At 62.8% G+C, this 25057-nt stretch carries 22 protein-coding genes; 4 read left to right on the top strand and 18 right to left on the bottom strand.

Annotated elements, in window-relative coordinates; genetic code table 11:
• Position 1 precedes the first annotated feature (1 nt).
• From V1290_RS02605 to V1290_RS02615, 3 genes are read right to left on the bottom strand one after another with little or no spacing between them, the layout of a single operon-like run.
• Positions 2 to 856, bottom strand: coding sequence for an amidohydrolase family protein (locus V1290_RS02605; RefSeq protein ID WP_334362858.1), 855 nt, complete (start codon positions 854 to 856; stop codon positions 2 to 4).
• Complete coding sequence (locus tag V1290_RS02610; protein WP_334362859.1) at positions 853 to 3981, bottom strand: efflux RND transporter permease subunit; 3129 nt, start codon at positions 3979 to 3981, stop codon at positions 853 to 855. The genes V1290_RS02605 and V1290_RS02610 overlap by 4 nt, the downstream gene beginning before the upstream one ends.
• Positions 3982 to 3984: 3 nt before the next feature.
• On the bottom strand, positions 3985 to 5115 hold the full coding sequence (locus V1290_RS02615) for an efflux RND transporter periplasmic adaptor subunit (RefSeq protein WP_334362860.1): 1131 nt from the start codon (positions 5113 to 5115) through the stop codon (positions 3985 to 3987).
• Positions 5116 to 5272: 157 nt separating this feature from the next.
• Between V1290_RS02615 and xth the strand changes: the two genes are divergently transcribed.
• Positions 5273 to 6064, top strand: coding sequence for an exodeoxyribonuclease III (gene xth, locus V1290_RS02620; RefSeq protein ID WP_334362861.1), 792 nt, complete (start codon positions 5273 to 5275; stop codon positions 6062 to 6064).
• Positions 6065 to 6215: 151 nt separating this feature from the next.
• On the opposite strand, the gene V1290_RS02625 is transcribed toward xth, so the two are convergent.
• Together V1290_RS02625 and ilvD are read right to left on the bottom strand one after the other, a co-directional pair.
• Entirely contained in the window at positions 6216 to 7067 is an 852-nt protein-coding gene (locus V1290_RS02625) for a tetratricopeptide repeat protein (RefSeq protein ID WP_334362862.1), read from the bottom strand.
• Positions 7054 to 8778, bottom strand: a complete 1725-nt coding sequence (gene ilvD, locus V1290_RS02630) for a dihydroxy-acid dehydratase (RefSeq protein WP_334362863.1) — start codon at positions 8776 to 8778, stop codon at positions 7054 to 7056. The genes V1290_RS02625 and ilvD overlap by 14 nt, the downstream gene beginning before the upstream one ends.
• Before the next feature lie 820 nt (positions 8779 to 9598).
• On the opposite strand from ilvD, the gene V1290_RS02635 reads away from it, so the two are divergent.
• Positions 9599 to 10555 (top strand): calcium-binding protein, encoded by a 957-nt coding sequence (locus V1290_RS02635; RefSeq protein ID WP_334362864.1) that lies wholly within the window; start codon positions 9599 to 9601, stop codon positions 10553 to 10555.
• Between the two features lie 164 nt (positions 10556 to 10719).
• Here V1290_RS02635 and V1290_RS02640 read toward each other — a convergent pair whose 3' ends face one another.
• From V1290_RS02640 to eno, 13 genes are all read right to left on the bottom strand, one after another.
• Complete coding sequence (locus V1290_RS02640) at positions 10720 to 10884, bottom strand: hypothetical protein (protein WP_334362865.1); 165 nt, start codon at positions 10882 to 10884, stop codon at positions 10720 to 10722.
• Between the two features lie 59 nt (positions 10885 to 10943).
• Positions 10944 to 11912 (bottom strand): tripartite tricarboxylate transporter substrate binding protein BugD, encoded by a 969-nt coding sequence (locus V1290_RS02645; RefSeq protein ID WP_334362866.1) that lies wholly within the window; start codon positions 11910 to 11912, stop codon positions 10944 to 10946.
• Between the two features lie 33 nt (positions 11913 to 11945).
• Positions 11946 to 13187: a threonine synthase gene (locus tag V1290_RS02650; RefSeq protein ID WP_334362867.1), complete on the bottom strand. Its 1242-nt coding sequence runs from the start codon at positions 13185 to 13187 to the stop codon at positions 11946 to 11948.
• A 126-nt stretch (positions 13188 to 13313) separates the two neighbouring features.
• The gene (gene lpdA, locus V1290_RS02655; RefSeq protein WP_334362868.1) at positions 13314 to 14732 is read right to left on the bottom strand and encodes a dihydrolipoyl dehydrogenase; all 1419 of its coding nucleotides are present in this window, start codon (positions 14730 to 14732) and stop codon (positions 13314 to 13316) included.
• Between the two features lie 76 nt (positions 14733 to 14808).
• On the bottom strand, positions 14809 to 15354 hold the full coding sequence (locus tag V1290_RS02660; RefSeq protein WP_334362870.1) for a PH domain-containing protein: 546 nt from the start codon (positions 15352 to 15354) through the stop codon (positions 14809 to 14811).
• Between the two features lie 68 nt (positions 15355 to 15422).
• Complete coding sequence (locus tag V1290_RS02665) at positions 15423 to 16796, bottom strand: pyruvate dehydrogenase complex dihydrolipoamide acetyltransferase (RefSeq protein ID WP_334362871.1); 1374 nt, start codon at positions 16794 to 16796, stop codon at positions 15423 to 15425.
• Positions 16797 to 16798: 2 nt separating this feature from the next.
• On the bottom strand, positions 16799 to 17104 hold the full coding sequence (locus tag V1290_RS02670; protein ID WP_028345892.1) for a DUF5076 domain-containing protein: 306 nt from the start codon (positions 17102 to 17104) through the stop codon (positions 16799 to 16801).
• 4 nt (positions 17105 to 17108) lie between these two features.
• Positions 17109 to 18506, bottom strand: coding sequence for a pyruvate dehydrogenase complex E1 component subunit beta (locus tag V1290_RS02675; RefSeq protein WP_334362872.1), 1398 nt, complete (start codon positions 18504 to 18506; stop codon positions 17109 to 17111).
• A 105-nt stretch (positions 18507 to 18611) separates the two neighbouring features.
• The gene (gene pdhA / locus V1290_RS02680; RefSeq protein WP_334362874.1) at positions 18612 to 19634 is read right to left on the bottom strand and encodes a pyruvate dehydrogenase (acetyl-transferring) E1 component subunit alpha; all 1023 of its coding nucleotides are present in this window, start codon (positions 19632 to 19634) and stop codon (positions 18612 to 18614) included.
• 214 nt (positions 19635 to 19848) lie between these two features.
• Complete coding sequence (locus V1290_RS02685; RefSeq protein ID WP_057843085.1) at positions 19849 to 20166, bottom strand: FtsB family cell division protein; 318 nt, start codon at positions 20164 to 20166, stop codon at positions 19849 to 19851.
• A 160-nt stretch (positions 20167 to 20326) separates the two neighbouring features.
• A complete protein-coding gene (locus V1290_RS02690) occupies positions 20327 to 20884 on the bottom strand; it encodes an NADPH-dependent FMN reductase (protein WP_334362875.1) in 558 nt (185 codons plus the stop codon).
• A 150-nt stretch (positions 20885 to 21034) separates the two neighbouring features.
• Positions 21035 to 22171: a zinc-binding dehydrogenase gene (locus V1290_RS02695; RefSeq protein ID WP_334362876.1), complete on the bottom strand. Its 1137-nt coding sequence runs from the start codon at positions 22169 to 22171 to the stop codon at positions 21035 to 21037.
• A gap of 48 nt (positions 22172 to 22219) precedes the next feature.
• Positions 22220 to 23503, bottom strand: coding sequence for a phosphopyruvate hydratase (eno, locus tag V1290_RS02700; RefSeq protein ID WP_334362877.1), 1284 nt, complete (start codon positions 23501 to 23503; stop codon positions 22220 to 22222).
• Between the two features lie 178 nt (positions 23504 to 23681).
• Between eno and V1290_RS02705 the strand changes: the two genes are divergently transcribed.
• Both V1290_RS02705 and V1290_RS02710 read left to right on the top strand, forming a co-directional pair.
• Complete coding sequence (locus tag V1290_RS02705) at positions 23682 to 24668, top strand: Vgb family protein (RefSeq protein ID WP_334362878.1); 987 nt, start codon at positions 23682 to 23684, stop codon at positions 24666 to 24668.
• A complete protein-coding gene (locus V1290_RS02710) occupies positions 24665 to 25036 on the top strand; it encodes a c-type cytochrome (protein ID WP_334362879.1) in 372 nt (123 codons plus the stop codon). The genes V1290_RS02705 and V1290_RS02710 overlap by 4 nt, the downstream gene beginning before the upstream one ends.
• Positions 25037 to 25057 lie beyond the last annotated feature (21 nt).

A 25057-nucleotide genomic window follows, 5' to 3' on the forward strand; every position in this document is an offset into this window, starting at 1 on the left:
CTCACCGCTCCGAGCCGAATAACGCCCGCGCATTCCCATTGGCAATTTGCGCTGCGATCTTCGGCGGCAACTGGCCGAGCCAGGCACGGTACTCCGCGATGATCTCGCCGTAGCTTTCCCAGCGCTGATTGATCCAGGTGTCGGAGCCGAGCAGAAAGCGGTCCGGGAAGCGCTCGAACAGCGCGCGCCATTCCGCCGTCAGCTTGCCGCTGCCGTTCACGATGCCGCCGCGGTAGGACAATTCGCCCCACAGCTTCGGATATTTTGTGAGCATTTCCGCGACGCGGTCGGTCGAGAGACCGAAACCGGTATGGGCCCAGATGATGCGGGCGCGCGGATTGTGGCGCATCAGGATTTCGACGGCCACGTCATCGGCATGGGCATGCAGATAGAGGTCGTGCTCGACCGCGAAATCGACGGTCTTCTTCACCCACTCGGTATCGGCCGCCTTGCCCGAAATGTGGAACTCGCCGATGCCGCGGTAATAGCCGCGTTTGAACTCGTCCTGCACGAGGTCGAAGATGAAGGGGTCGCCGAACCAGGTCTGGATGTCGGCGCGCACCCGATAGGGCCGGATGAACGGCACGATCCAAAGGCCCTGCGGCTTGGCATCCATGAGCGCATGCGTGCCGGTGTTCGGACGGCTGGTTGCGAGGATGCCGGTGACGCGGTGCTTTTTGAACAGCGCCAGCACCTCGTCGACGCCAAAATGAGGCTTTGGCTCCCAATTGTAGTGCAGATGGGCGTCGAAGATTTCGATCGGCTCGTCGGCGTTGGCGCGATCGATCGTGCCCGCCGCCCATGCGAACGCGATCAGCAAGGCGATGAATCGCGATGCCCACCCGAACGTGGTCATTCGGCGGCGACCACGTGCGGCCGCTCGGCCTCGCCCGCTTCCTGCAGTTGCGGTTCGAGCTTGCGCCGCAGGCGGCGGTCGATGCGGTCGAGATAAATGTAGATCACGGGCGTGATGTACAGCGTCAGCAGTTGCGACAGGCAGAGACCGCCGACCACGGCGACGCCGAGCGGCTGGCGCAGTTCGGCGCCGGCACCGGCGCCGAGCGCGATCGGCAGCGTGCCGAAGATCGCGGCGAACGTCGTCATCATGATCGGACGGAAGCGCAACAGCGCCGCTTCCCGGATCGCGTGTTCCGCGCTTAAGCCGACGCGGCGACGCTCCAGCGCGAAGTCGACCATCATGATGGCGTTCTTCTTGACGATGCCGACCAGCATCACGATGCCGATCATCGCAATCACGGACATTTCCATCCCGAACATCATCAGGGTCAGGATCGCGCCGATACCGGCCGACGGCAGGCCGGAGATGATGGTGATCGGATGGATGAAGCTCTCGTAGAGAATGCCGAGGATGACGAAGGCGGCGAACACTGCGGCGAGGATCAGGACGCCCTGCCCGCGCAGCGAATCCTGGAACACCTGCGCGGTGCCGGAGAATCCGGTGGCGATCGTCGCCGGCAGATTCGAAGCCTGCTCCAGCTTGGTAATCTCGTCGACCGCGTAGCCCAGCGAATAGCCCGGCGCGAGGTTGAAGGAGATCGTCACCGCCGGCTGCTGCGCCTGGTGGTTGATCTGCAGCGGACCGACGGTCGGAACCAGTTTTGCCACCGCCGACAGCGGGATGGTCTGGTTGTTCTGGGTCTTCATGTAGAGCTTGGAGAGATCGGACGGATCGATCCGGAACTGCGGCTGCACCTCCAGGATGATCTGGTAGTCGTTCGACGGCATGTAGATGGTGCCGATCTGGCGCGAGCCATAGGCGTTGTAGAGTTGGTTGCGGACCTGATCGACGGTGACGCCGTAGACCGCGGCCTTCTCGCGGTCGATATCGACCGTCATCTGCGGGTTCTTGATGTAGAGGTCGGTGGTGACGTCGAGCAGGCCCGGCAGCTTCTCGATCTTCTCGCGCATTTCCGGCGCAAGCCGGTACAGCGAGTCGGTGTCGCCGCTCTGCATCACATACTGATACTGGCTCTTCGAGATCCGGCCGCCGATGTTGAGGTTCTGGATCGGCTGGAAGAACGCCTGCATGCCCGGAACCTGCCGCGCCTTGCCGCGCAGCCGCCCGATGATCGTGTTGAGGTTGTCGCGCTCCTTTTTCGGCTTCAGGGCGATGAACAGGCGTCCATAATTCGCCGTCGGATTGGGGCCGCCCGAGCCGACGGTGGAGTTGATGTAGTCGATCGCCGGATCGGATCTCAGCACGTCGACCAGCGCCTGCTGCCGCTCCTTCATCGCATCGAAGGAAGTATCGGTGGCGGCTTCGGTCACGCCGATCAGGAAGCCGGTGTCCTCCTGCGGGAAGAAGCCCTTGGGCACGATCATGTAGAGGTAGACGGTGCCGCCAAGCGTCGCCAGCGTCACCATCAGCATCATGAATTTGCGGGCCAGCACCCAGTCGAGCGTCCATTCATAGGCGCGCAGCCAGGATTCGAACATCCTCTCGAAGATGCGAAGCACGATGTTCGGCCGCTTGGTCGCGTCATGCGCCCGCAGCACGCGCGCGCACAGCATCGGGGTCAGCGTCAGCGACACGAATCCGGACACCAGGATGGCGACCGATACCGTCACCGCAAATTCGCGGAACACGCGGCCGACGATGCCGCCCATCAGGAGCACCGGAATGAACACCGCGATCAGCGAAAAGGTGATCGAAATGATGGTAAAGCCGATCTCGCGGGCGCCCTTCAGCGCCGCCTCGAACGGCCGCATGCCGTGCTCGATGTGGCGGACGATGTTTTCCAGCATGACGATGGCGTCGTCGACCACGAAGCCGACCGACAGCGTCATCGCCAGCAGCGTCATGTTGTTGATGGAATAGTCGAGCGCGTACATCACCGCGCAGGTGCCGAACAGCGAAATCGGCACCGCCAGCGCCGGAATGAAGGTCGCGGACGCCGAGCGCAGGAACAGGAAGATCACCAGGATCACCAGCCCGATCGCGATCAAAAGCGTTTCCTCGACGTCGGCCACCGCCTGGCGGATCGAGATCGAACGGTCCATCAGCACGTTGATCGAGACCGATGGCGGAATCTGCGCCCGCAGCACCGGCAGTTTGGCCAGGATGGAGTCGACCACCGCCACCGTGTTGGCGTCCGGCTGCTTCTGGATGCCGAGCACGATGGAACGGTCGCCGTTCAGCCAGCTCGCGATCCGCTCGTTCTCGACGCTGTCGTAGATCCGCGCCACCTCGTCGAGCTTGACCGGGGAGCCGTTGCGCCAGGCCACCACGATCTGGCGATAGTCCATCGCCTTATCCATCTGGCCCGAGGCCTGCAGGGCTACGTCCTGCTTCGGTCCGTTCAGCGTACCGACCGGGGTCGAGGAATTGGCGGCCGAAACTGCATTGCGAATGTCCTCGAGCGACAGCCCGCGCGCCGCGGCGGCCTCCGGATCGGCCTGAACGCGGATGGCGAATTTCTGGGCACCGTAGACGCTGACCTGGGCGACGCCTGGAATCTGCGACAGGGTTTGGCCGATCGTGATCTCGCCATACTCGTTGACCGCCGACAGCGGCAGCGTCGACGAGCCGAGCACCACGAACAGCACCGGGAAATCGGCCGGATTCACTTTGCGGAAACTCGGCGGAATGATCATCTCGCGCGGCAACCGGCGCTGCGCGATCGTCAGCGCGGTCTGTACGTCCAGCGCGGCGGCATCAATGTTGCGGTTGAGGTCGAACTGGATGGTGATGGTGCTGGTGCCCTGCGACGAGTTCGACGACATCGACGAGATGCCGGCGATCGTCGAGAGCTGGCGCTCGATGACGCCCGCAACCGAGGACGCCATGGTGTCCGCGCTCGCGCCCGGCAGGGTTGCGGTCACGGCGATAGTCGGGAAGTCGACCCGCGGCAGCGCCGAGACCGGCAATAAGCGAAAGCCGAAGATCCCGAACGCGATGATCGACGCCGTGATCAGCGTCGTCATGACCGGCCGGCGGATGCAGAGTTCGGACAGGGTCATCGGCTACGCCCCGGCCTTTTTGGCCCGCGGCTCGACCCGCGTTCCGTCAGACAGCAATAATTGCCCGTCGACCACCACGTTCTCGTCGCCGGCGAGCCCCTCCGAAATCACCGACGAGCCCTGCGACGTCCGGTCGACCGTGACCGGTTGGACCTTGGCGACCCCGTCCTTGACCACAAAGACGAAATTGCCGCTCTGGCTGCGCTGCACGGCGACCGTCGGCACCACGATTGCGTCTTCGCTGCGAATGACGAGCTTGGTGGCGACCAGCGTGCCCGGCCACAACGTCTCATTCTCATTGGCCATAATGCCGCGCACGGTGACCATACCGGTGGTCGCGTCCACGGTGTTTTCGACCATCGCGACCTTGCCGGTCTCTGAACGCCGATGGCCCGGGATCATCGCGGTGACGGTGGAGATCCCTTTCGCCATCGATTCCCGCAGATCGACCAGCACGCGCTGCGGTACCGCGAATGTCACATAGACCGGCGCCATCTGGTTGATGACCGCAAGCGGGGTGGTATCGGCGGGACGCACGAAATTGCCGACCTTCACGTTGGCCGCGCTGATCCGGCCCGAGAAAGGCGCGCGGATCATGGTGTAGCTTTTCTGGACCTTCAGGTTGTCCAGCGCAGCCTGATTGGCCTTGATGGTACCGGTCAGGATATCGGACTGTGTCCTGGCGTTGTCGACGTTGACCTGCGTGGTCGCGCCCTTGGCGACCAGATCGTTGAAGCGGCGGAGGTCACGCTGCGCGCCCTCGAGCTGCGCCTGGTCCCTGGCGAGCACACCCTCGGCCTGTTCGATCTGGGCGTCGATCTGGCGGCTATCGAGCGTGAACAGCAAGTCGCCCTGATTGACCTTGGCGCCATCCTCGAAATGCACCGCGACGATGGTGGTTTCCAGCCGCGATTTCAGCGCGACGCTGGAGATCGGCGTCACCGTCCCATTGGCGTCGACATCGACCGGGACGGATTTGCGCTCCGCCTTCGCTATTTCGACCGAAACCGTCCGCGGCCGCTGCGGGGCTTGAGCGCTGCTGCTGCCGCCCATCCATGAGGAGCGGGTAATGAAGCCGGCCGCGGTAGCAATGGCAATGGCGCCGGTAACAAGTATCAAGGTACGCTTTTTCATATTTTTCACGCTCGCCGGTCCCACAACGGACGGGACGGTTTACTCCTGCCCCTTGACGGCGATGTTCGCGCCTTATTCTTAAACGGTTATCATAGCCCGGCTGCACATGGTATGCCACTGCAGCAGAAATTGTGTAGTTACGATCCGGACAGAATTCATGCGTGTTGCAACCTGGAACGTCAATTCGATCCGGCAGCGGCTCGAGCCTCTCATGACATGGCTGAAAGACTGCTCGCCGGACGTCGTCTGCCTGCAGGAAACCAAGTGCGTTGACGATGCGTTCCCGCGGCTGGAGATCGAGTCGCTTGGCTATAACGTCGTCACCCACGGCCAGAAGACCTTCAACGGTGTCGCCCTGCTGTCGAAACTGCCGTTCGACGAGACCAAATCGGGCCTGGCCGGCGACGACGAGGACGCCCATGCCAGATTCCTCGAAGGCGTGGTGACGCTGAAGACCGGCGTGATGCGGATAGCCTGCCTCTATCTGCCCAACGGAAACCCGCCGGATACGGACAAATACCCCTATAAACTCAAATGGATGTCGCGGCTTCTTGAGTACTCGAAAGAGCGGCTTAAGGCTGAAGAGCCGCTGGTGCTCGCAGGCGACTTCAACGTCATTCCGGCTGCCGCCGACGTCTATAACCCCGCCGCCTGGGGTAACGACGCGCTGTTCCGCCCGCAAACCCGCGAGGCCTTCCAGTCCCTGCTCGGCCTCGGCCTGACCGATGCGCTGCGCGCGGTGACCGACGAACCGGGCCTCTACACCTTCTGGGACTACCAGGCGGGGGCCTGGCAGAAGAACTGGGGCCTTCGAATCGACCACCTCCTGCTGTCGCCGCAGGCCAGCGACCGCCTGACCGACGTCGGCGTCGACAGCTACGTCCGCGCCTGGGAGAAGCCGTCCGACCACGTGCCGGTCTGGGCAGATTTCGATCTGGAGAAGGCTTGAGCGACAGAATCGCAGGGTAGGAAAAGGCGCTCTTGCGCCGTGCCCACCATCTCTCGGAAGCCGTTGACGTAAGTGGTGGGCACGCGGAGCCTGTCATCGGGCGCGCATTCGCGCGCCCCGTTGGCTTTGCCCACCCTACGACAGCGCGGCGTCAGTCTCGCTTGCCCTGCACCCAGTGCTCGAGCATTTGCAACGCCGTGGCGCGGTCATCGTCGGAGGCCTTGGCGAAGGCGCGGTTGTAGCTTTCGCGGATCCAGGTCTCGTCGGGGGCGGCATTGTCCCGCGCCAGCGTCAGCCACATCAATCCGCGGGCGGCTTGCCGCGGCAGCCGGTCGCCGTTGAACAGCATCTGGCCGAGCATGGCCTGCGCCTGATGCTGGCCCTTCTGGGCGGCCAGACCAAGCCAGCGCGCCCCATAGCGGAAATCGTCGCGCGAGGCGTCCGGGGTCTTCAGGTAAAGCCGCGCCAGATCGTATTGCGCGTCGGCATTGCCGAAATAGGACGCGGCATAGGAGAACATCTCCCGGGCGCGATCGGTGTCCGCCTTGATCTTGGAGTTCGGGATGCCGTTGAGATAGTAGCGCCCCAGCGCCACGAAGGCGTTAGCCACGATCGCAGCCTGCGGCGCCGACGGGCTATCCTCGGCATGCGCGTTGGCGATGCGGCTGAAATATTCGAAGGCGCGCAGGTCGTCCTGCACCACGCCATCGCCGTCGGCATACATCCGGCCGAGCTTCCACTGCGCGACGGGATGGCCACCCTCGGCGGCGTATTGCAGCGAAGTCAGCGAAGGCGCGTTAACCGCAGTCGCCGCGGCGGTAGCTGTCGCGGACGGAGCCTTCTTCAGCGCCTGCGCCGTGACGGCCTGCGCAGCCGCGGGCTGGTTCATTATGGGAAGCGCGGCGTCCGGCTTCACCGGTGCGCCATCAAATGCGAATCCAGGAGCAGCCACTGGCGCGGCCCCCAACATCAACGCAAGAATGATACGCCTAGATGTCCGCATAACATTGTTTCTCGTGCGCACCGCCAGGATGGGTCACAGCCCCATCCACCGCCGGCCCAACCTGTTGGGCATATTTCCACAGCGCACCCGACGTATGGTTAGTCTGTCGAGGCAGCCATTTGGTTTTACGTTCGGCGAGTTCGGCGTCGGTCAATTTTACGTTAAGAGTTCCGGCCTCGGCGTCGATCTCGATAATGTCACCATTCTGCAACAGGGCGATCGGGCCGCCCACGGCCGCCTCCGGTCCGACATGGCCGATGCAGAAGCCACGGGTGGCGCCAGAGAACCGGCCGTCGGTGATCAGGGCGACCTTGCCGCCCATCCCCTGCCCGGTCAGCGCCGCGGTCGTAGAGAGCATCTCCCGCATGCCGGGACCGCCGCGCGGACCCTCGTAGCGGATCACGATGACCTCGCCTTCCTTGTAGGTTTTCTTCTGGACCGACTCGAAGGCGTCTTCCTCGCGATCGAAGCAACGGGCAGGACCAGCAAATTTCAACTTCGACATGCCCGCGACCTTCACGATCGCACCCTCCGGCGCGAGATTACCCTTCAACCCGACAACGCCTCCCGTGACCGTGATCGGGTTGTCGGCGGACCGCACCACATCCTGGTGCGGATTCCATTTCACGCTCTTGAGGTTTTCGGCGATCGTACGGCCCGTGACGGTAATGCAATCTCCGTGCAGGTGGCCATTGTCGAGCAGCGTCTTCATCAGAAGCGGAATGCCGCCAACCTCGAACATGTCTTTGGCAACATAACGGCCCCCTGGCTTCAAATCCGCGACATAAGGAGTCTTTTTGAAGATTTCGGCGACGTCGAATAAGTCAAATTTTATCCCACACTCATGCGCGATCGCCGGCAGGTGCAGCGCAGCATTGGTCGACCCGCCGGAGGCGGCAACCACGGCGGCGGCGTTTTCCAGCGAGCGGCGGGTGACGATGTCGCGCGGGCGGATGTTGGCTGCGATCAGCTCCAGAATCTTCTCGCCGGCGGCGGTGCAAAACGCGTCGCGAATCTCGTAAGGCGCCGGCGCGCCGGCCGAATAGGGCAACGCCAGGCCAATCGCCTCTGACACGGTCGCCATGGTGTTGGCGGTGAATTGCGCGCCGCACGCCCCGGCCGAGGGGCAAGCCACCCGCTCGATTTCGTCGAGATCAGCATCCGACATGTCACCGACCGAGTGTCGGCCTACCGCTTCGAACATGTCCTGCACCGTGACTTGCTGGCCGCGGAAATTGCCCGGCAGAATCGAGCCGCCATAGATGAAGATCGAGGGCACGTTGAGCCTGACCATCGCCATCATCATGCCCGGCAGCGACTTGTCGCAGCCGGCGAGCCCGACGAGGGCGTCATAGGCGTGGCCGCGGACGGTCAGCTCGACCGAGTCGGCGATGCATTCCCTGGACGGCAGGGACGAGCGCATGCCGTCGTGGCCCATGGCGATGCCATCGGTCACGGTGATGGTGCAGAATTCGCGCGGGGTGCCGCCGGCGGCCGCGACGCCCTTCTTGACCGCCTGCGCCTGGCGCATCAGCGAGATATTGCAGGGTGCGGCTTCATTCCAGCAGGACGCGACGCCGACGAAAGGCTGGTGGATCTGCTGGGTGGTCAGCCCCATCGCGTAGAGATAGGACCGATGAGGGGCACGCTCCGGCCCCTCCGTCACGTGACGGCTCGGCAACCTCTTCTTGATGTCGGTCTTGGCGTCCATCAGCGGAACCTGTTCTCCCAGCCATCTCCCCGTCGGTCTCGGGAGCAATTTCCCGTCGCCTTTGCCCGCTGTGGCCAATCAGCTATGAAAGAAATGGTTTCATGGAGGGGTGTGGCCAAAAAGCGGCGCAAGCAAGAGGCAGGCGGGGCGGTTAACCAAATGTTCCCCTGATGTTGCAGTTACGCAACAATCGTGGCCCGCCGGCAACCATTATTCGGGCTTATCAAATCGCGTGCCCGTCGAAGAACCTCGTTCCAGGAGACCGCGCTTTCAACCGATCACAACCTGAGGGCGACGGCGAAATGCCGCGCGACCAGCCTCGCCGCGAATCGGACAGTGCAACCCGAACGACATGCACGGCGCCAATCTTCGATTGCCGCCATTGCGCATACCGAAAGTTACATCCCGTGCCATGCCGGGCGTTCGAAAGGATCGCGTCATTTTTGTGCGGCCGGCACTCTTTGCGCCAGTTTTCGTCACGCAATGATGTGGCCCGCGACATGCGTACCGTCGGCGCTTGTCGTTCATATGCAAGAGAGAACAATGCGGTACGCGATTTGTCGCATACGCTTTGATCGCCGGCTGGAATTGAGGCGCTGGCCCAAGGATCGGCGCACGAACGCCTTTCGCGTCACCATATTGCCCCTGCACAGCGCAAATCCGCCGCGCACACGTCCAGCCACCGGCCCGTTTTGCTGTTTCTTCTTCGATGCGGGTGAAGGATCCTGCCTCACGTCCTTCCCGCGCGCATCACGCGAGGCTTTCCCAAAGTCCGTGGTCGTTTCTAGTCCGTGAGGCCTCTGAGTAAGAGGTTCGACTAATGGCACGCTTCAATCTGAACAGGTTCTTCGACGACGGCCGTCTCGATGATTTTTTAGCCCGATTTACGGGCGGCAGCGCCGACCATGATCATCTGAACGGCACAACGGGCAACAACGTCTTGTACTCCGGTGCCAAGGCGGACTCGGTCGCCGGCATGGCCGGTAACGACACGCTCAACGCCGGCTCCGGCGACGACAAGGTGTGGGGTGGCTCGGGCAACGACAATCTCTCGGGCGGCTCCGGCGCCGATCTCCTGGTCGGCGGCTTCGGCGCTGACCGCATGGATGGCGGCTCCGGCAACGACGTGCTGCTCAGCCGGTCGGACGCCGGCGAGATGGTCGCGGCCCAGGACGGCACGACCCAGATCTTCGCTGAGGAAACCGCGGCATTCAAGGCGGTCAACGACACCCTCACCGGCGGCAGGGGCGGCGACACCTTCCGCTTCGAAGGCATGGTGAACGCCAAGGACGAGATCGTCGCCAAGCATGTCAACGACGACGGCACCATCGACTGGGTTGGCGTCACCGGCGAGAACGGCGCCACGCATGATCACTGGGTCGACGGCTTCGGCAACGACGTGATCCGCGACTTCAACCGCGCCCAGGGCGACAAGATCGAAATCTCGGCGCACACCGCCGAGGTCAAGTCAATCGAGCACAAGGACAGCAACGGCGACGGCAGGAACGACTATAGTGTGATCACCGTCATCAGCCAGCAAGGTAATGCCGGCGCGCATGACGAGGATCTGCTCGGCACCATCACCGTCTACGGCAACCTGGTGAAGCAGAGCGACATCAACGTTACCCAAACCGTGTATGGCGCCTACGAGAAGGTCGGCGAACTCGGCGGCGCGCACTTCGATATCGAAGACGATGGCGTGCTGGCCGGTGGCGGCACCGACGGCGGCCACCACAACGAAATGACGGCGATGGCCAACATGGCCACCTACGCGTAAGCAGCGATCAAGGAACAAGGGGTCGCCTCCAGACCCTTGTTCTGCAGCGTCCGGCGCCGATTAAGTCGGAGCCGGGCGCTGGACTGCGTCGATCCATGGACGGCTTAGCCGCTGCAGTCCGAAGAGATCGGACAAATCAGCACACTTACCAACGCATTTTCGCACTATTTCTTTCCCGGCGCGACCGGCGGAAGGTCAGCATCGCTGGTCACCTCTTTAGTCCCGCCCAATTCACCGGCGGTGAGAATGAATGCCGCAGCAGCCAAAGCGATGACTCCGCCGAGAATGAGTCCGATTGTGCCCTTGGTTCGGTTGTCGTTGTCAGCCATCGTGCGCTCCGTATAAGAGCGTTAAACGTCCGCACTCCCCGTAGGTTCCCTGCCCGGAGCTAATCCACCTTGACGTTGGCAGCCTTGATCATCGGCCACCATTTTGCGATTTCGGCCTTTTGCCAGGCGCCGAGCGCTTCGGGCGTGAGCTTGTCTTTGGGCGGCATTTGCAGGCCGAGGTTTTCAAGCTGCTTGCGCACCGCCGGATCGTTCAACGCCTCCACCGTCGCCGCATTCAGCTTAGAAATGACGTCCTTCGGCGTATCCTTGGGCACCCAGAGGCCGGACCATAGCGTCATGTGGAAGCCGGGCAGCCCCGCCTCGTCCACGGTCGGGATGTCGGAGGCGGATTCCACGCGCTTGCTATCGGTGATGGCATAGGCGCGGATGTTGCCGGCCCGCACCTGCCCGATCGAGTTCGAGGTCTGGTCGACGATCATGTCGATCTGGCCGGCGACGAGATCATTCATCGCGGGGCCGGTGCCGCGATACGGCACATATTGCAGCTTGATGCCGGTGACGTTCTCGAAATAGACCCCGGCGATATGGCTGCCGGAGCCGGCGCCGGCCGTGCCCGCGGTCGCCGGCGTCGGCTGCGCCTTCAGCCACGCCACAAATTCCTTCAGTGAGGTTGCGGGCACCGCCTTCTTGCTGACGATGATCATCGGATTGCTCGGCAGCAGCGCGACCGGTTCGAGGTCGGTGACGAGGTCGTAGCCGAGCTTGTAGATCGCGCCATTGGCGACGTGGGTGCCGAGGTGGCCGAAGCTGATCGTGTAGCCATCAGGCGGCGAACGCACCGCGCGGCCGACGCCGACCGAACCGGCCGCTCCCGTCACGTTCTCGACCAGGACCTGCTCGCCGAGCGTGACCTTCATGCGCTCGGCGAGAATCCGCGCCATCGCATCCGACGGACCGCCGGCGGAGAACGGCACGATGATGGTGAGGGGACGCGAGGGAAAGTTTTGCGCTGCCGCAACACCACCGAACGCCAACACTGCAATCGCGGCCAGAATGATCTTTCGCATCTCATGCTCCCATCACATTCCGCCGCATGACGGTCAGAGATTGGCGTAGTCGATCGGCTGGTGGCGATCGAGCGTTCGCGTGACCGGCGGCAGCGGATATTTAAGCCCTGTCGCGCAATTGAACAGCATGACGCGGTCGTTCTTCGTCACGCGGCCGTCGGCAAGGCTTTGCTGATAGGCAGCATACGTCGCCGCCCCTTCCGGACACAACAGCACGCCCTCCTCGCGCGCGACTTCGTTGAGCGCAGCAGAAATCTTCTCATCCGGGACCGCGATCGCAAATCCCTTGCTCTCGCGGACCGCGCGCAGGATCAGAAAATCTCCGACCGCCTGCGGCACACGGATGCCCGAGGCAATGGTGTGGGCATCCTCCCAGCGCGGGGCGTGCTCGGTACCGTTCTCGAAGGCGCGCACCATCGGCGCGCAGCCGGACGCCTGTACCGCGACCATCCGCGGCCGCTTGGCGCCGATGAAGCCGATGGCTTCCAGTTCGGCAAACGCCTTCCACATGCCGATCAGGCCGGTGCCGCCGCCGGTCGGGTAGAAGATTACGTCGGGCATCTCCCAGCCGAGTTGTTCGGCGAGCTCGAGGCCCATCGTCTTCTTGCCTTCGATCCGGTAAGGCTCCTTCAGCGTCGAGGTATCGAACCAGCCGGCCTTTGCCTTCCCCTCACCGACGATCTTGCCGCAATCGTCGATCAGACCGTTGACGCGATAGACGGTGGCGCCCTGCAGCTCGATCTCGCTGACGTTCACCTCCGGCGTGTCGGCGGGGCAGAAGATCGTCGTCTTGATGCCGCAGGACGTCGCGTAGGCCGCGAGCGCCGCGCCCGCATTGCCGTTGGTCGGCATCGCCATGTGCTTGATACCGAGCGCCTTGCCCATCGACACCGCCATGACAAGGCCGCGGGCCTTGAACGAGCCGGTCGGCAGACGCCCTTCGTCCTTGACGATGATCTCGCCGCCGCCGAGTTTTTTCCCAAGCTTCGACAGCCGGATCAGCGGCGTCGTCACTTCGCCGAGGCTGACGATGTCCGTGACCTTACGCACCGGCAGCAGCTCGCGATAGCGCCACATGTCGGCCGGGCGCTGCGCGAGGGCTTCCTTGGTCAGCGCCTTCTTCACGCCAGCGAGGTCGTAGCGCACCAGTAGCGGCTTGCCGGCCTTGGAGAGGTTGTGGATCTGGTCGGCCTCGTACCGATCGCCTTCCATCGCGCATTCGAGATGGGTCACAAACGTCGGACGTTCAATGGTCAGATTGTCGTTGTCTTTCACGCTTCGTTTCTTTCTTATTGAGCGATCTCGTTGTCCGTCATTGCGAGGAGCTCTTGCGACGAAGCAATCCATAGCGCCGCAAGCGGATAGATGGATTGCTTCGCTTCGCTCGCAATGACGGCGGCATCAGATGTTCAGCACGCGGCCGTAGGCATCCAGCACGGCCTCTTTCATCATCTCGGACAGCGTCGGATGCGGGAATATGGTGTGCATCAACTCCTCCTCCGTAGTCTCCAGGTTCATGGCGACCACGTAACCCTGGATCAACTCGGTCACCTCCGCGCCGATCATGTGGGCGCCGAGCAATTGCCCTGTTCTCTTGTCGAAGATCACCTTGACCAGACCCTGATCCTCACCGAGCGCAATCGCCTTGCCGTTGCCGACGAACGGGAAACGGCCTACGCGGATTTCGCGGCCGCCCTCTTTCGCCTTCGCCTCGGTCAGCCCCACGGAAGCAATCTGCGGGTGACAATAGGTGCAGCCGGGAATGAGGTTCTTGTCCATGGCGTGCGGGTGCAGGCCCTTGATGGCCTCGATGCAGACGACGCCTTCGTGCTCGGCCTTGTGGGCGAGCATCGGCGGACCTGCGACGTCGCCAATGGCATAGATGCCGGGGACATTGGTCTTGCCGTAGCCGTCGATTACGACGACGCCGCGGTCGGTCTTGACGCCGAGTTTTTCGAGGCCGAGCCCTTCGACATTGCCGACCACGCCGACCGCCGAGATCACCCGCTCGAACTCGACCGTCTGCGGCTTCTTGCCGTCGTCGATGGTGGCGACCACGCTGTCGGCCTTCTTCTCGAGCTTCGTGACTTTGGTGTTTGAGAGAATCTTGATGCCCTGCTTCTCGAACCGCTTGCGCGCAAGACCGGCGATCTCGGCGTCCTCGACCGGGAGGATCTGCGGCAACACCTCGACCACGGTGACGTCAGCACCCATGGTGTGGAAGAACGAGGCGAACTCGATGCCGATCGCGCCGGAGCCGACCACCAGCAGCGATTTCGGCATCCGATCCGGGACCATCGCCTCGAAATAGGTCCAGACCAGTTTCTTGTCGGGCTCGAGCCCCGGCAGCACGCGCGGCCGCGCGCCAGTGGCGATGATGATGTGCTTGGCCTGATAAGCCCCCTCGCCCAACGCGCCCTTTGGCGCCTCGACCTGCGACTTCTTCACCGTGACCTTGCCGGGCGCGTCGATCGACGCATCGCCCCAGATCACCGTCACCTTGTTCTTCTTCATCAGGAAGCCGACGCCGTCATTCAGCCGCTTCGAGACGCCGCGCGAGCGCTGCACCACGGCCTTTGGATCGAACGATATTTTCTCCGCGGAGAGTCCGTAATCCTTGGCGTGCTGCATGTAATGAAAGATTTCGGCTGATCGCAGAAGCGCCTTGGTCGGGATGCAGCCCCAGTTCAGGCAGATGCCCCCGAGATAGGACTTTTCGATGATCGCGGTCTTAAAGCCGAGCTGGGCTGCGCGGATCGCGGTGACGTAGCCGCCGGGACCGGAGCCGATGATGATGACGTCGAAGGATGTGTCGGCCATGTTGGTCGGTCTCTGCCTGGATCGTTAGAAAACATCGTTTGGTGGGAGGTCTGGCGCAGGGGGTCTCGGCTTTGTTCTAATTGCTCTTCGCGTCAACCAGCTTCCGGATTGTCTCAAAGGCTTGGTCGGGATCGGAGATATCGCGCACAATGACGCCGCTCGCCGAAACATTACCGAAACCCAGCGACACGAACGGATTCGAATTTCGTGTCGACCCGGTCGCAAGGGTTGCGAGGTAAATTGACCCGAGATCGTAGCTGCGCTGAAGGATGCCCTTGCGCAAGGTGGTCTCCTTTACGTCGCGAAACTTGATCACCTTCTTGTTGATGGTGAGAAAACCTTCATCGAATTCGAGCCGGTCGGAATAGAAGCGGTATTCAGTCCGACTGTAATTCAGCTTCTTGCCGAAATAGGCAACGATCGGAATAACAAAGAATGCAATCGCGCCTATGGCGTAGGACGCATCCCTCGTATTCGGAAAAATGCCGATCGCCGCGCCCATGCCACCGAAGAAGACGCCGCACCACACCGTGAAAAATAGCTGCAACGGAAGCTGGGTCAACAGCGTAATCCAGCCGATGAACACCGGCTTGGCCGACAGTTTGACTTCGCCTGGCGACATCGGCTTTCCCTTGGTCCTGAAGTCGGCGGATTTCGCTCGATGCAAAAAGATTGGTGTCTGCAGCTCCCTTACACCATCATCATGACGGGGTTTTCGATCAACTGCTTGAAGGCGCCGATCAGCTCGGCGCCGAGCGCGCCGTCGATCGCGCGGTGATCGCAGGAGAGCGTCACGCTCATCATCTGCGCGATCTCGATCTTGCCGGCGCGCACCACGGGACGCTCCTCGCTGGTGCCGACCGCGAGGATCGTCGCATGCGGCGGATTGATCACGGCGGTGAAGTGGTTGATGCCGTACATGCCAAGGTTGGATACCGCCGTGGTGCCGCCCTGGTATTCTTCCGGCTTCAGCTTGCGCGCCCGCGCACGCGCGGCAAAGTCTTTCATTTCGGACGAAATCGTGGAGAGTGTCTTGGTCTCGGCTTTCCGGATGATCGGCGTGATCAGGCCGCCGGGCATGGCCACGGCCACGCCGATGTCGGAGTGCTTGTGCTTGAGCATGCCGCTTTCGGTCCAGCTCACGTTGCAATTCGGGATCCGCTGCAGCGCAATCGCCATCGCCTTGATGACGAAGTCGTTGACCGAGAGCTTGTAGAGCGGCTTCTTTTCCTTGTCCTTGGGGGCTGCGGCGTTGATCTCCTCGCGCGCGACCAGAAGCTTGCCGATGTCGCAGTCCATCGTCAGATAGAAATGCGGCACGGTCTGCACCGAAGCGGTGAGCCGTTGCGCGATGGTGCGGCGCATGCCGTCATGCGGCACGATCTCGTAGGAGCCTTCCTCGAACAGCGCCAAAATCTGCTTGTCGGACATCCCGGGCGCAAACGCGCCCATAGGCGCGATGCTCGGACCCGCCGCAGGCGCGGCGGCCGGGGCTTTCAGGCCCTTACCCGACTTGGCGTCCTCGACGTCGCGGGCAACGACGCGGCCATGCGGCCCCGAGCCGTTGATGCGCGAAAGATCAATGCGCGCATCCTTGGCGAGACGGCGCGCGAGCGGCGACGAGAAGATGCGGCCTTGGCCGTTACCCTTGGCAGGCGCCGCCGCCTGAGGGGCAGGCGCGGGAGCGGCTGCGGGAGCAGGTGTTGGCGCCGGTGCCGCGGCAGCAGGCTTCGGAGCTTCCTTGGGCGCTTCTTTGGGTGCCTCCTTGGGCGCTTCAGCAGCCTTCGGCGCGGGCGCGGCGCCTGCCGCCTTCACATCCTCGTCGTCGCCGGCCAACACCGCGATCACGTCGTTGACGGGGACGTCCTGCGTACCCTCCGGCACCAGAATCCTGGCAATCGTGCCCTCGTCGACCGCCTCGACTTCCATCGTCGCCTTGTCGGTCTCGATCTCGGCGATCACGTCGCCGGACTTGACCTTGTCGCCCTCTTTCTTGAGCCACTTGGCAAGGTTGCCCTTTTCCATCGTGGGCGACAGCGCGGGCATCAAAATGTTGATCGGCATCGTCAGTGACCCTGTTGCGACCGGGGCGTGGTGGAGCCCATGTCGGTCGGCCGGTTGATCTCGGCTTCGAACATCTCGACGATGCGCGCGAGCGCCTCGTCCTCGGTGTAGCCGCTCTCGCGCGCATAGGCGCGGGCGGCGTGGCGGGCGATATCGACCAGCAAGAGGCCCCACATGTCAGGTTCCTCGAAAGCGCGCTGGAACGCGATCGAGAGCCCACCATCGACGACGAAGGCGCGCAGGACTTCAACGGCGTCCTCGCGGCCGATCACGTCCGGCGGCAGCGGTTGTTCGTTAGGACCGGCCATGGGCTTACCGATAAGAAACGGCTTTGGCGGCTGCGACCACCTCGGCTACCGAAGGCAATGCGAGCTTTTCGAGGTTCGCGGCATAAGGCATCGGTACGTCCTTGCCGGATACGCGCGCGACCGGCGCATCGAGATAGTCGAAGGCTTGTTCCATGATGCGGGCGGCAACCTCGGCGCCGACGCCGGACTGCTGCCAGCCCTCTTCCACCGTCACCGCACGGCCGGTCTTCTTTACCGAGTTGACGATCGTCTCGGTGTCCATCGGGCGCAGCGTGCGCAGGTCGATCACCTCGGCCTCGATGCCTTCCTTCGCGAGCTCGTCGGCGGCTTTCAGCGCGTAGGTCATGCCATTCGACCACGAGATCAGCGTTACGTCCTTGCCCGAGCGAACAATACGCGCCTTGCCGATCGGGATGACGTAGTCGTCGAGTTTTGGCACTTCGCCGGTGTGGCCGTACAAGACTTCGTTTTCGAGGAAGATGACGGGGTTGGGATCGCGGATCGCGGCCTTGAGCAGCCCCTTGTAGTCGGCCGCCGAGAACGGCGCGATCACCTTCAGCCCGGGAATTTGCGAGTACCAGGCCGAGTAGTCCTGGCTATGCTGGGCGGCGACGCGGGCGGCGGCGCCGTTCGGGCCGCGGAAGACGATCGAGCAGCCCATCTGGCCCCCCGACATGTACAGCGTCTTGGCCGCGGAGTTGATGATCTGGTCGATCGCCTGCATGGCGAAATTGAACGTCATGAATTCGACGACCGGCTTCAGCCCCGACATCGCAGCACCAACGCCGACGCCGGCAAAGCCATGCTCGGTGATCGGGGTATCGATCACGCGCCGCGCGCCGAATTCCTGCAAGAGCCCCTGGGTCACCTTGTAGGCGCCCTGATACTCCGCGACCTCTTCGCCCATGATGAACACGTCGGGGTCGCGCCGCATCTCTTCCGCCATCGCATCTCGCAGCGCCTCGCGAATGGTCTGCGTGATCATCTCGGTGCCGGCGGGGACTTCCGGATCGGGCTCGGCGACCGCGGCTGGCGGCGCGGCAGGTGCCTTCTCGGCCTTGGGCTGCGGCGCTTCCGCTTTGGCTTCAGCGGGGGGCGCGGATTCCGCGGCCTTCGCCGGCGCCGGCGCGCTGGCCTTGCCGAGATCGGCGGCGCTCTCGCCGTCGGCCAGAATGGTCGCGATCGGCGTGTTGACGGCGACGTCGGCGGTGCCTTCCGGGATCAATATCTTGCCGAGCGTGCCCTCATCGGTCGCCTCGACTTCCATCGTCGCCTTGTCGGTCTCGATCTCGGCGATGACATCGCCCGACTTGATCGTCTCGCCTTCCTTCTTCAGCCACTTCGCCAAGTTGCCCTTCTCCATGGTGGGCGACAGCGCAGGCATCAGCACTTGAATGGGCATAGCGGCTCCCGAAAAATCACTCTTTAGATCGTTTGAGCATAATCGTTTCGGAAAACCGGTTTCCACTTTTCCGGATCATGCTCTAGTTCTGCGCGTGGTTTGAATTCAGCGGTAGACGTCGGTCCAGAGCTCGGACGGATCGGGCTCGGGATCGCGCTGGGCGAAATCGGCGGATGCGTTGACGATCTCGCGAACCTCGGCGTCGATCGCCTTCAACTCCTGCTCGCTGACCTTGGCGGCCAGCAGGCGGTTGCGCACCTGCTCGATCGGGTCCTGGTCGGTGCGGATTTTTTCGACCTCTTCGCGGGTCCGGTATTTCGCAGGGTCGGACATCGAGTGGCCGCGGTAGCGGTAGGTCTGCATTTCCAGGATGAACGGCCCCTTGCCGGCGCGGCACCAGGCCACCGCCTCGTCGCCAGCGGCCTTCACGGCGCGGACGTCCATGCCGTCGACCTGCTGGCCCGGAATGTTGAAGGAGGCGCCGCGCTTGGAAAAATCGGTCAGGGCGGAGGAGCGCGTCACCGACGTGCCCATGGCGTAGCGGTTGTTCTCGATCACATAGATCACCGGGAGCTTCCACAGCTCCGCCATATTAAAACTCTCGTAGACCTGGCCCTGGTTGGACGCGCCGTCGCCGAAATAGGCGACGCTGACGAAATCATTGCCGCGATAACGATTGGCGAAAGCAAGGCCGGTCCCGAGCGAAACCTGGGCGCCGACGATGCCGTGGCCGCCGTAGAAATTCTTCTCCATGCTGAACATGTGCATGGAGCCGCCTTTGCCCTTGGAGTAGCCGCCGCGGCGGCCGGTGAGTTCGGCCATGACGCCGTTGGCGTCCATCCCGCAGGCCAGCATGTGGCCGTGGTCACGGTATCCTGTTATGACCTGATCGCCCTTCTTCAGGGCCATCTGCATTCCGACTACCACAGCTTCCTGGCCGATATAGAGATGGCAGAAGCCGCCGATCGCCCCCATGCCGTAGAGCTGGCCGGCCTTTTCCTCGAAGCGGCGGATCAAGAGCATGTCCCGCAGCGCGGCCAGTTCCTGCGCCTTGGTGAATTCCGGTGGGGACCCGTTTGCCTTCTCCTGCCCTGATTCTTTCGCGACGCTTTTCTTGGGTGCAGCCATGGCAATTCCGGGTGAAAGAGAGACGGATCAGCCCTCTCTATCCCAACTCAAACCGCCGTGAAAGGATTGCGTGCGCTGGAGAAAATATTGCTATACCGCAGTGCAATGTGGCCTGCGACATTTTCGAAATTGATTTCGCGATTTTTTGAAATTTGCGGACTGACACGCCGGCATCGTCCCCATGACGGCCGTGTTCGTCACATCGGTTTGAAAATCAGTTCGGCTTGACGATCCGGATCAGATCGCGCGGATTGGCGTAGTCGAGCTGGAAGCGCGCGCGCTCATCCAGCATGTCGGGATCGACCCGGTCGGACCGCAGCAGCGATACTCGCTGCTCGCCCTCTGCCCGCTCCCGCTTCAGCCGCGCCAATTCCGAAGTCAGGGCAATGATTTCCTGATCGAGCTCCTGGCGCGCGTTCAAGCCGTATTTGCCGGTGTAAGCGTTGACGCCGAAATAGCCGACCATCATCGCCGCCACCGTATAGAGGGCGAGCCCGGTCAGGATGGATTTCAATCGGGTGCGGGAGACCATGCCGTGAAGATGCGACGGCTGGGTTAATGGAATGCTAAGGCGGCGAGCACGAATGTCACCGCCGTCATTGCGAGGAGCGAAAGCGACGAAGCAATCCACCTATCCGCTATGCTGCACTATGGATTGCTTCGCTGCGCTCGCAATGACGGGGAAGGAGCTGTTACCCGTTCTGCTTCTCGACGAATGCCGCAAACGCGTTGATGTATTGCTGCAACACCTTCTGCACCGCTTCCTTCACGAGCTCGCCCTTCTCGTTAAAAGCGTCGCCGATGCCGTTGAGGTAGATTTCGGGCTGGCCGAGGATCGGACCGGAAATACCCGGCAGGATGTTCTGCAAATGCTTGGCGGCGCTGACGCCACCGAGCGCGCCGGGCGAGTTGCTGACGATGCCGGTCGGCTTGCCGAGAAACGAGCTCTTGCCATAGGGGCGCGACCCGACGTCGATCGCGTTCTTCAGAACGCCTGGGATCGAGCGGTTATATTCGGGCGTCACGAACAGCACGCCGTTCGACTTCTGCAGCTTTTCGCGAAACGCCAGCCAGTCAGCCGGCGGTGCTGCTTCCAGATCCTGGTTGAAGAAGGAAATTTCATGCAGCGTGGTGACGTCCAGCTTGAGCGAAGCCGGCGCCAGCTTGGCGAGCGCATTGGCGACCTTGAGCGAAAAGCTCTCCTTGCGGAGAGAACCGACGATCGTGACGATGGTGTAATAGGTGGCCATTGAATTCCCCTTTTGAAGCGAAAGCGCCAGCGCTCCCTTACGCCAGATCAGCGGAAAGATGCAAGTGCATCAACTTATCTTTACGGCTCCTCGGCATGCAAAAACAGGCCGCCTGAAAGGCAGCCTGTTCGCGGCGATAGAAGCGCGCGCTCACCCCTTGTTCGGATTGATCAGGAATTTCTCGCCGGTGGAGCGCTTGTTGTAGACGGCGATGTTGGAAAGCTGCAGCGTCTCCTGCAGCGACACTACCTGCGTGTAGTGGCTGGCAAAGGTGGTCTTGAGCTCGGACGCGACACGCTGGCGCAGCCGGCCGATTCCGGCGGGGCCGATCTTTTGCAGGAACGGCGTCAAGAGCCAGCCGCCGACGCCCCAGGTCAGGCCGAATGTACGGCTGAGCTCGGTCGGACGGTTATCGAGGCTGCCGTAGATATAGACCTGCTTGTACACGTTCGAGCCGTAGCGGCTGTATTCCTTGGCGGTCTTGTTGGCCGCGATTTCCATACAGGTAAGAATCTGGCTCGCCAGCTTGCCGCCGCCGATCGCATCGAACGCAATGGTGGCGCCGGTTTCCACCAAGGCGTTGGTCAGGTCGTCCATGAACGTGTCTGCGGTGGAATCGACGACATATTTGGCGCCGATCGTGTGCAGGATGTCGGCCTGCTCCTTGCTGCGGACGATATTGACGAGGCCGATGCCGTCCTTGATGCAGATCTTGTTGAGCATCTGCCCGAGATTGGAGGCAGCCGCGGTGTGCACCAGCGCCTTGTGGTTCTCGCGCCGCATCGTCTCGGTCATCCCGAGCGCGGTCAAGGGATTGACGAACCATGATGCGCCGTCGGCCGGCGTTGTGCCTGACGGCAGCTCCATGACGTCCCTGACCTTGATGGTGCGATACTGCGTGTACATCGCGCCGCCGATCATCGAAACCGCCTTGCCCATCAGCGCTTTCGCGGCGTCCGAAGATCCGGTCCTGATCACCACGCCGGCACCTTCATTGCCGACGGGGAGCGACTGGTCGAGCCGCGCCGCCATCATCCGCATCGCGGCTTCCGGCATCTTCGCGGTGATGACAGGCGCGTCCGCGCTGCCGGATTCCTCGGCGGTCGACATGTCGGCCGGACCGATCAAGAGCCCGAGATCGGAGGGATTGATCGGGGTCGCCTCGACACGGACCACGACTTCGTCGTCGGCCGGCTCGGGCGTCGGGACATCGACCAGCGACAGTTCGAGTTCGCCACTCTTCTTGAGCAGCGAACGCAGTTGAAGCCCGCTCTTGCCGTCGCTCATCGCCATCCCTCCCCCTGGTGTTCCGTCCTATCTGGTTGCGCCGATGCGTTATGCCAAGGCCTTCAGCGCCGATTTGCCGGCATATTTTGCCTGATTGCCGAGTTGCTGCTCGATGCGCAGGAGCTGGTTGTACTTGGCGGTGCGATCGGAGCGCGCCAATGATCCGGTTTTGATCTGGCCGCAATTGGTGGCGACCGCGAGATCGGCGATGGTGGAATCTTCCGTCTCGCCGGAACGGTGCGACATCACGGAAGTGTAGCCGTATTTGTGCGCCAGCTCGACGGCGGCGAGCGTCTCCGTCAGTGTGCCGATCTGGTTGACCTTGATCAGGATCGAATTGGCGCGGCCGTTCTTGATGCCGTCGGCAAGGCGGGTGACGTTGGTGACGAACAGGTCGTCGCCGACGAGCTGGCACTTCTTGCCGATCAGGTCGGTCAATTCCTTCCAGCCGTCCATGTCATCCTCTGACATGCCGTCCTCGATCGTGACGATCGGATAACGCGAGACGAGATCGGCGAGATATTTTGCCTGCTCGGAACGCGAGCGGGTCTTGTTCTCGCCGCCGTAGACGTAACTGCCGTCCTTGAAGAACTCGGTGGCCGCGCAGTCGAGGCCGAGCATCACATCGCTGCCCGCCTTGTAGCCGGCCTTGCCGATCGCGCTCACCACGAACTCGAGGGCTGCGTCCGCCGACGGCAGGTTCGGCGCAAAGCCGCCCTCGTCACCGACATTGGTGTTATGGCCGGCCTTCTTCAGTTCGCTGCGCAGCGTATGGAAGATTTCCGAGCCGCAGCGCAGTGCCTCGGCGAAGCTCGCGGCGCCCACGGGAAGGATCATGAATTCCTGGAAATCGATTGGGTTGTCGGCGTGCGCGCCGCCATTGATGATGTTCATCATCGGCACCGGCAGCGTCCGCGCCGAGGTGCCGCCGACGTAACGATAGAGCGGCATGTCGAAGGATTCGGCCGCTGCCTTGGCGCAGGCCAGCGAGACGCCGAGGATGGCATTGGCGCCGAGCCGGCTCTTGTTCGGCGTGCCGTCGAGATCGATCATGATCTGATCGATGTGGACCTGGTCCTCGACGGCCTGATCGCTCAGCGCCTCGAAGATTTCGCCGTTAACGGCTTCCACCGCCTTTTGCACGCCCTTGCCGAGATAGCGCTGCTTGTCGCCGTCTCGCAGTTCGACCGCCTCATGGGCTCCGGTGGACGCACCGGAGGGAACAGCCGCGCGGCCGATCGAGCCGTCTTCCAGCACCACATCGACTTCAACGGTGGGATTGCCACGGCTATCGAGAATTTCACGGCCAATGATGTCGACGATGGCGGTCATGTCTTAAACTTTCCTGGGAATGGGTGGTCCGGTTTCGGGGGCGGTCTTACACGGGGAGCAAGCAAATGTGAACGCTTGAGGAATGGCCTTTTCCGGACGGCACCGCCTGGTCAGGATAAACTGCTCCAGAGTTGATATCGGCGTCCAAACCTTCACGTTCACAAGCAGGGGTAACGCAATGAACCGCCGTCAGTTTCTTAAAAGCACCACTGCTGGAATTTTCGCTGCCCCCGCCCTTCTGCGCGCGGCTGCCGCGCAGGAAGGCCCGTTCCGGGTCAAATATTATCCGATCGACGCCGGCGTCGGCCTGCACGACGTCACGCCCGCGCGCGATGGCGCGATCTGGTTCACCGGTCAGCGCAATGGAACGTTGGGGCGATTAGACCCACGGGACGGCGCCTTCAAATTAATCAATCTCGGCAAGGGCGCATCGCCGCATGGCGTCGTGATCGGCCCCGACGGCGCGCCGTGGGTGACCGAGGGCGGACAGAACGCGATTGCGCGCGTCGACCCGGACGACCACAAGGTGACGCTGTTCCGTCTGCCCGAAAAGGAGGCCTACGCCAACCTCAACACCGGTGTGTTCGACAAGAGCGGCATCTACTGGTTCACCGGCCAGTCCGGCATCTATGGCCGGCTCGATCCGAAATCGGGCGAAATGACCGTGTTCAAGGCGCCGCGCGGCGTCGGTCCTTACGGGATCACGGTCACCCCGAAGGGCGAGATCTGGTACGCCTCACTCGCCGGCAATCACATTGCAAAGATCGATCTGGCGAGCGGCCAGGCGACCATCGTCGAACCGTCAACGCCAAAGCAGGGCGCGCGGCGGGTGTGGTCGGACTCCAAGAGCCGGATCTGGGTCAGCGAATGGAACAGCGGCCAAGTGTCGGTGCACGATCCCGCCGACGGCTCCTGGAAGGCCTGGAAGCTGCCCGGGAGCAATCCGCGGGCGTATGCCGTCTATGTCGACGACAAGGACAAGGTCTGGCTCACCGATTTCGGCGCCAATGCCATCGTGCGCTTCGATCCCGTAACGGAAAAATTCAACGCCTTCCCGAGCGACAAATCGGGTGCGAATGTGCGCCAGCTCGACGGCCGGCCCGGCGAGACCTGGGGCGCTGAATCCGGCAATGGCCGGGTGGTCGTGATACAGACGGCCCCGTGAGGCGCTTCGTCGTCCTGTCGCTGTTGCCCCTTCTCCTGCCCGCTCCCGCCACCGCGGAAGACGGCGCGCGGGCGTTCGCGCCCTGCCGCGCCTGCCATAGCCTCGATCCCGCGGAGCGCGGCCTGCCCGGTCCCAACCTGTCGGGTGTGATCAGACGCCCTGTCGGCAGCGACGCCGGATTCGACTATTCGCCGGTGCTGCGCAAGGCGCGCGACGATGGATTGCGCTGGGACGTGAAGCGGCTGGAAGCCTTCCTCGCCGATCCCGCCGCAATGTTTCCGGGATTGTGGATGTCGATGCGCGGGATCGAGGACGCCGCCGAACGGCAGGCGCTGGTGCGGTTTCTTGGCGACCCAGCCTCGCGCTGACGGTTGACGATCACCCCTGCA

Source organism: Bradyrhizobium sp. AZCC 1578 (assembly GCF_036924675.1).
Classification (GTDB): Bacteria; Pseudomonadota; Alphaproteobacteria; order Rhizobiales; family Xanthobacteraceae; genus Bradyrhizobium.

Excerpts from the sequence above, each read along its gene's own strand:
- V1290_RS02675 (WP_334362872.1), bottom strand. The coding sequence starts at position 18,506 with ATGCCCATTCAAGTGCTGATGCCTGCGCTGTCGCCCACCATGGAGAAG.
- V1290_RS02695 (WP_334362876.1), bottom strand. The coding sequence starts at position 22,171 with ATGAGCGACGGCAAGAGCGGGCTTCAACTGCGTTCGCTGCTCAAGAAG.
- V1290_RS02690 (WP_334362875.1), bottom strand. The coding sequence starts at position 20,884 with ATGGCCACCTATTACACCATCGTCACGATCGTCGGTTCTCTCCGCAAG.
- V1290_RS02705 (WP_334362878.1), top strand. The coding sequence starts at position 23,682 with ATGAACCGCCGTCAGTTTCTTAAAAGCACCACTGCTGGAATTTTCGCT.
- V1290_RS02645 (WP_334362866.1), bottom strand. The coding sequence starts at position 11,912 with ATGCGAAAGATCATTCTGGCCGCGATTGCAGTGTTGGCGTTCGGTGGT.
- V1290_RS02685 (WP_057843085.1), bottom strand. The coding sequence starts at position 20,166 with ATGGTCTCCCGCACCCGATTGAAATCCATCCTGACCGGGCTCGCCCTC.
- V1290_RS02640 (WP_334362865.1), bottom strand. The coding sequence starts at position 10,884 with ATGGCTGACAACGACAACCGAACCAAGGGCACAATCGGACTCATTCTC.
- V1290_RS02660 (WP_334362870.1), bottom strand. The coding sequence starts at position 15,354 with ATGTCGCCAGGCGAAGTCAAACTGTCGGCCAAGCCGGTGTTCATCGGC.
- V1290_RS02605 (WP_334362858.1), bottom strand. The coding sequence starts at position 856 with ATGACCACGTTCGGGTGGGCATCGCGATTCATCGCCTTGCTGATCGCG.
- V1290_RS02625 (WP_334362862.1), bottom strand. The coding sequence starts at position 7,067 with ATGCGGACATCTAGGCGTATCATTCTTGCGTTGATGTTGGGGGCCGCG.
- V1290_RS02615 (WP_334362860.1), bottom strand. The coding sequence starts at position 5,115 with ATGAAAAAGCGTACCTTGATACTTGTTACCGGCGCCATTGCCATTGCT.
- V1290_RS02670 (WP_028345892.1), bottom strand. The coding sequence starts at position 17,104 with ATGGCCGGTCCTAACGAACAACCGCTGCCGCCGGACGTGATCGGCCGC.
- V1290_RS02610 (WP_334362859.1), bottom strand. The coding sequence starts at position 3,981 with ATGACCCTGTCCGAACTCTGCATCCGCCGGCCGGTCATGACGACGCTG.
- eno (WP_334362877.1), bottom strand. The coding sequence starts at position 23,503 with ATGACCGCCATCGTCGACATCATTGGCCGTGAAATTCTCGATAGCCGT.
- V1290_RS02665 (WP_334362871.1), bottom strand. The coding sequence starts at position 16,796 with ATGCCGATCAACATTTTGATGCCCGCGCTGTCGCCCACGATGGAAAAG.
- pdhA (WP_334362874.1), bottom strand. The coding sequence starts at position 19,634 with ATGGCTGCACCCAAGAAAAGCGTCGCGAAAGAATCAGGGCAGGAGAAG.
- ilvD (WP_334362863.1), bottom strand. The coding sequence starts at position 8,778 with ATGGACGCCAAGACCGACATCAAGAAGAGGTTGCCGAGCCGTCACGTG.
- xth (WP_334362861.1), top strand. The coding sequence starts at position 5,273 with ATGCGTGTTGCAACCTGGAACGTCAATTCGATCCGGCAGCGGCTCGAG.
- V1290_RS02635 (WP_334362864.1), top strand. The coding sequence starts at position 9,599 with ATGGCACGCTTCAATCTGAACAGGTTCTTCGACGACGGCCGTCTCGAT.
- lpdA (WP_334362868.1), bottom strand. The coding sequence starts at position 14,732 with ATGGCCGACACATCCTTCGACGTCATCATCATCGGCTCCGGTCCCGGC.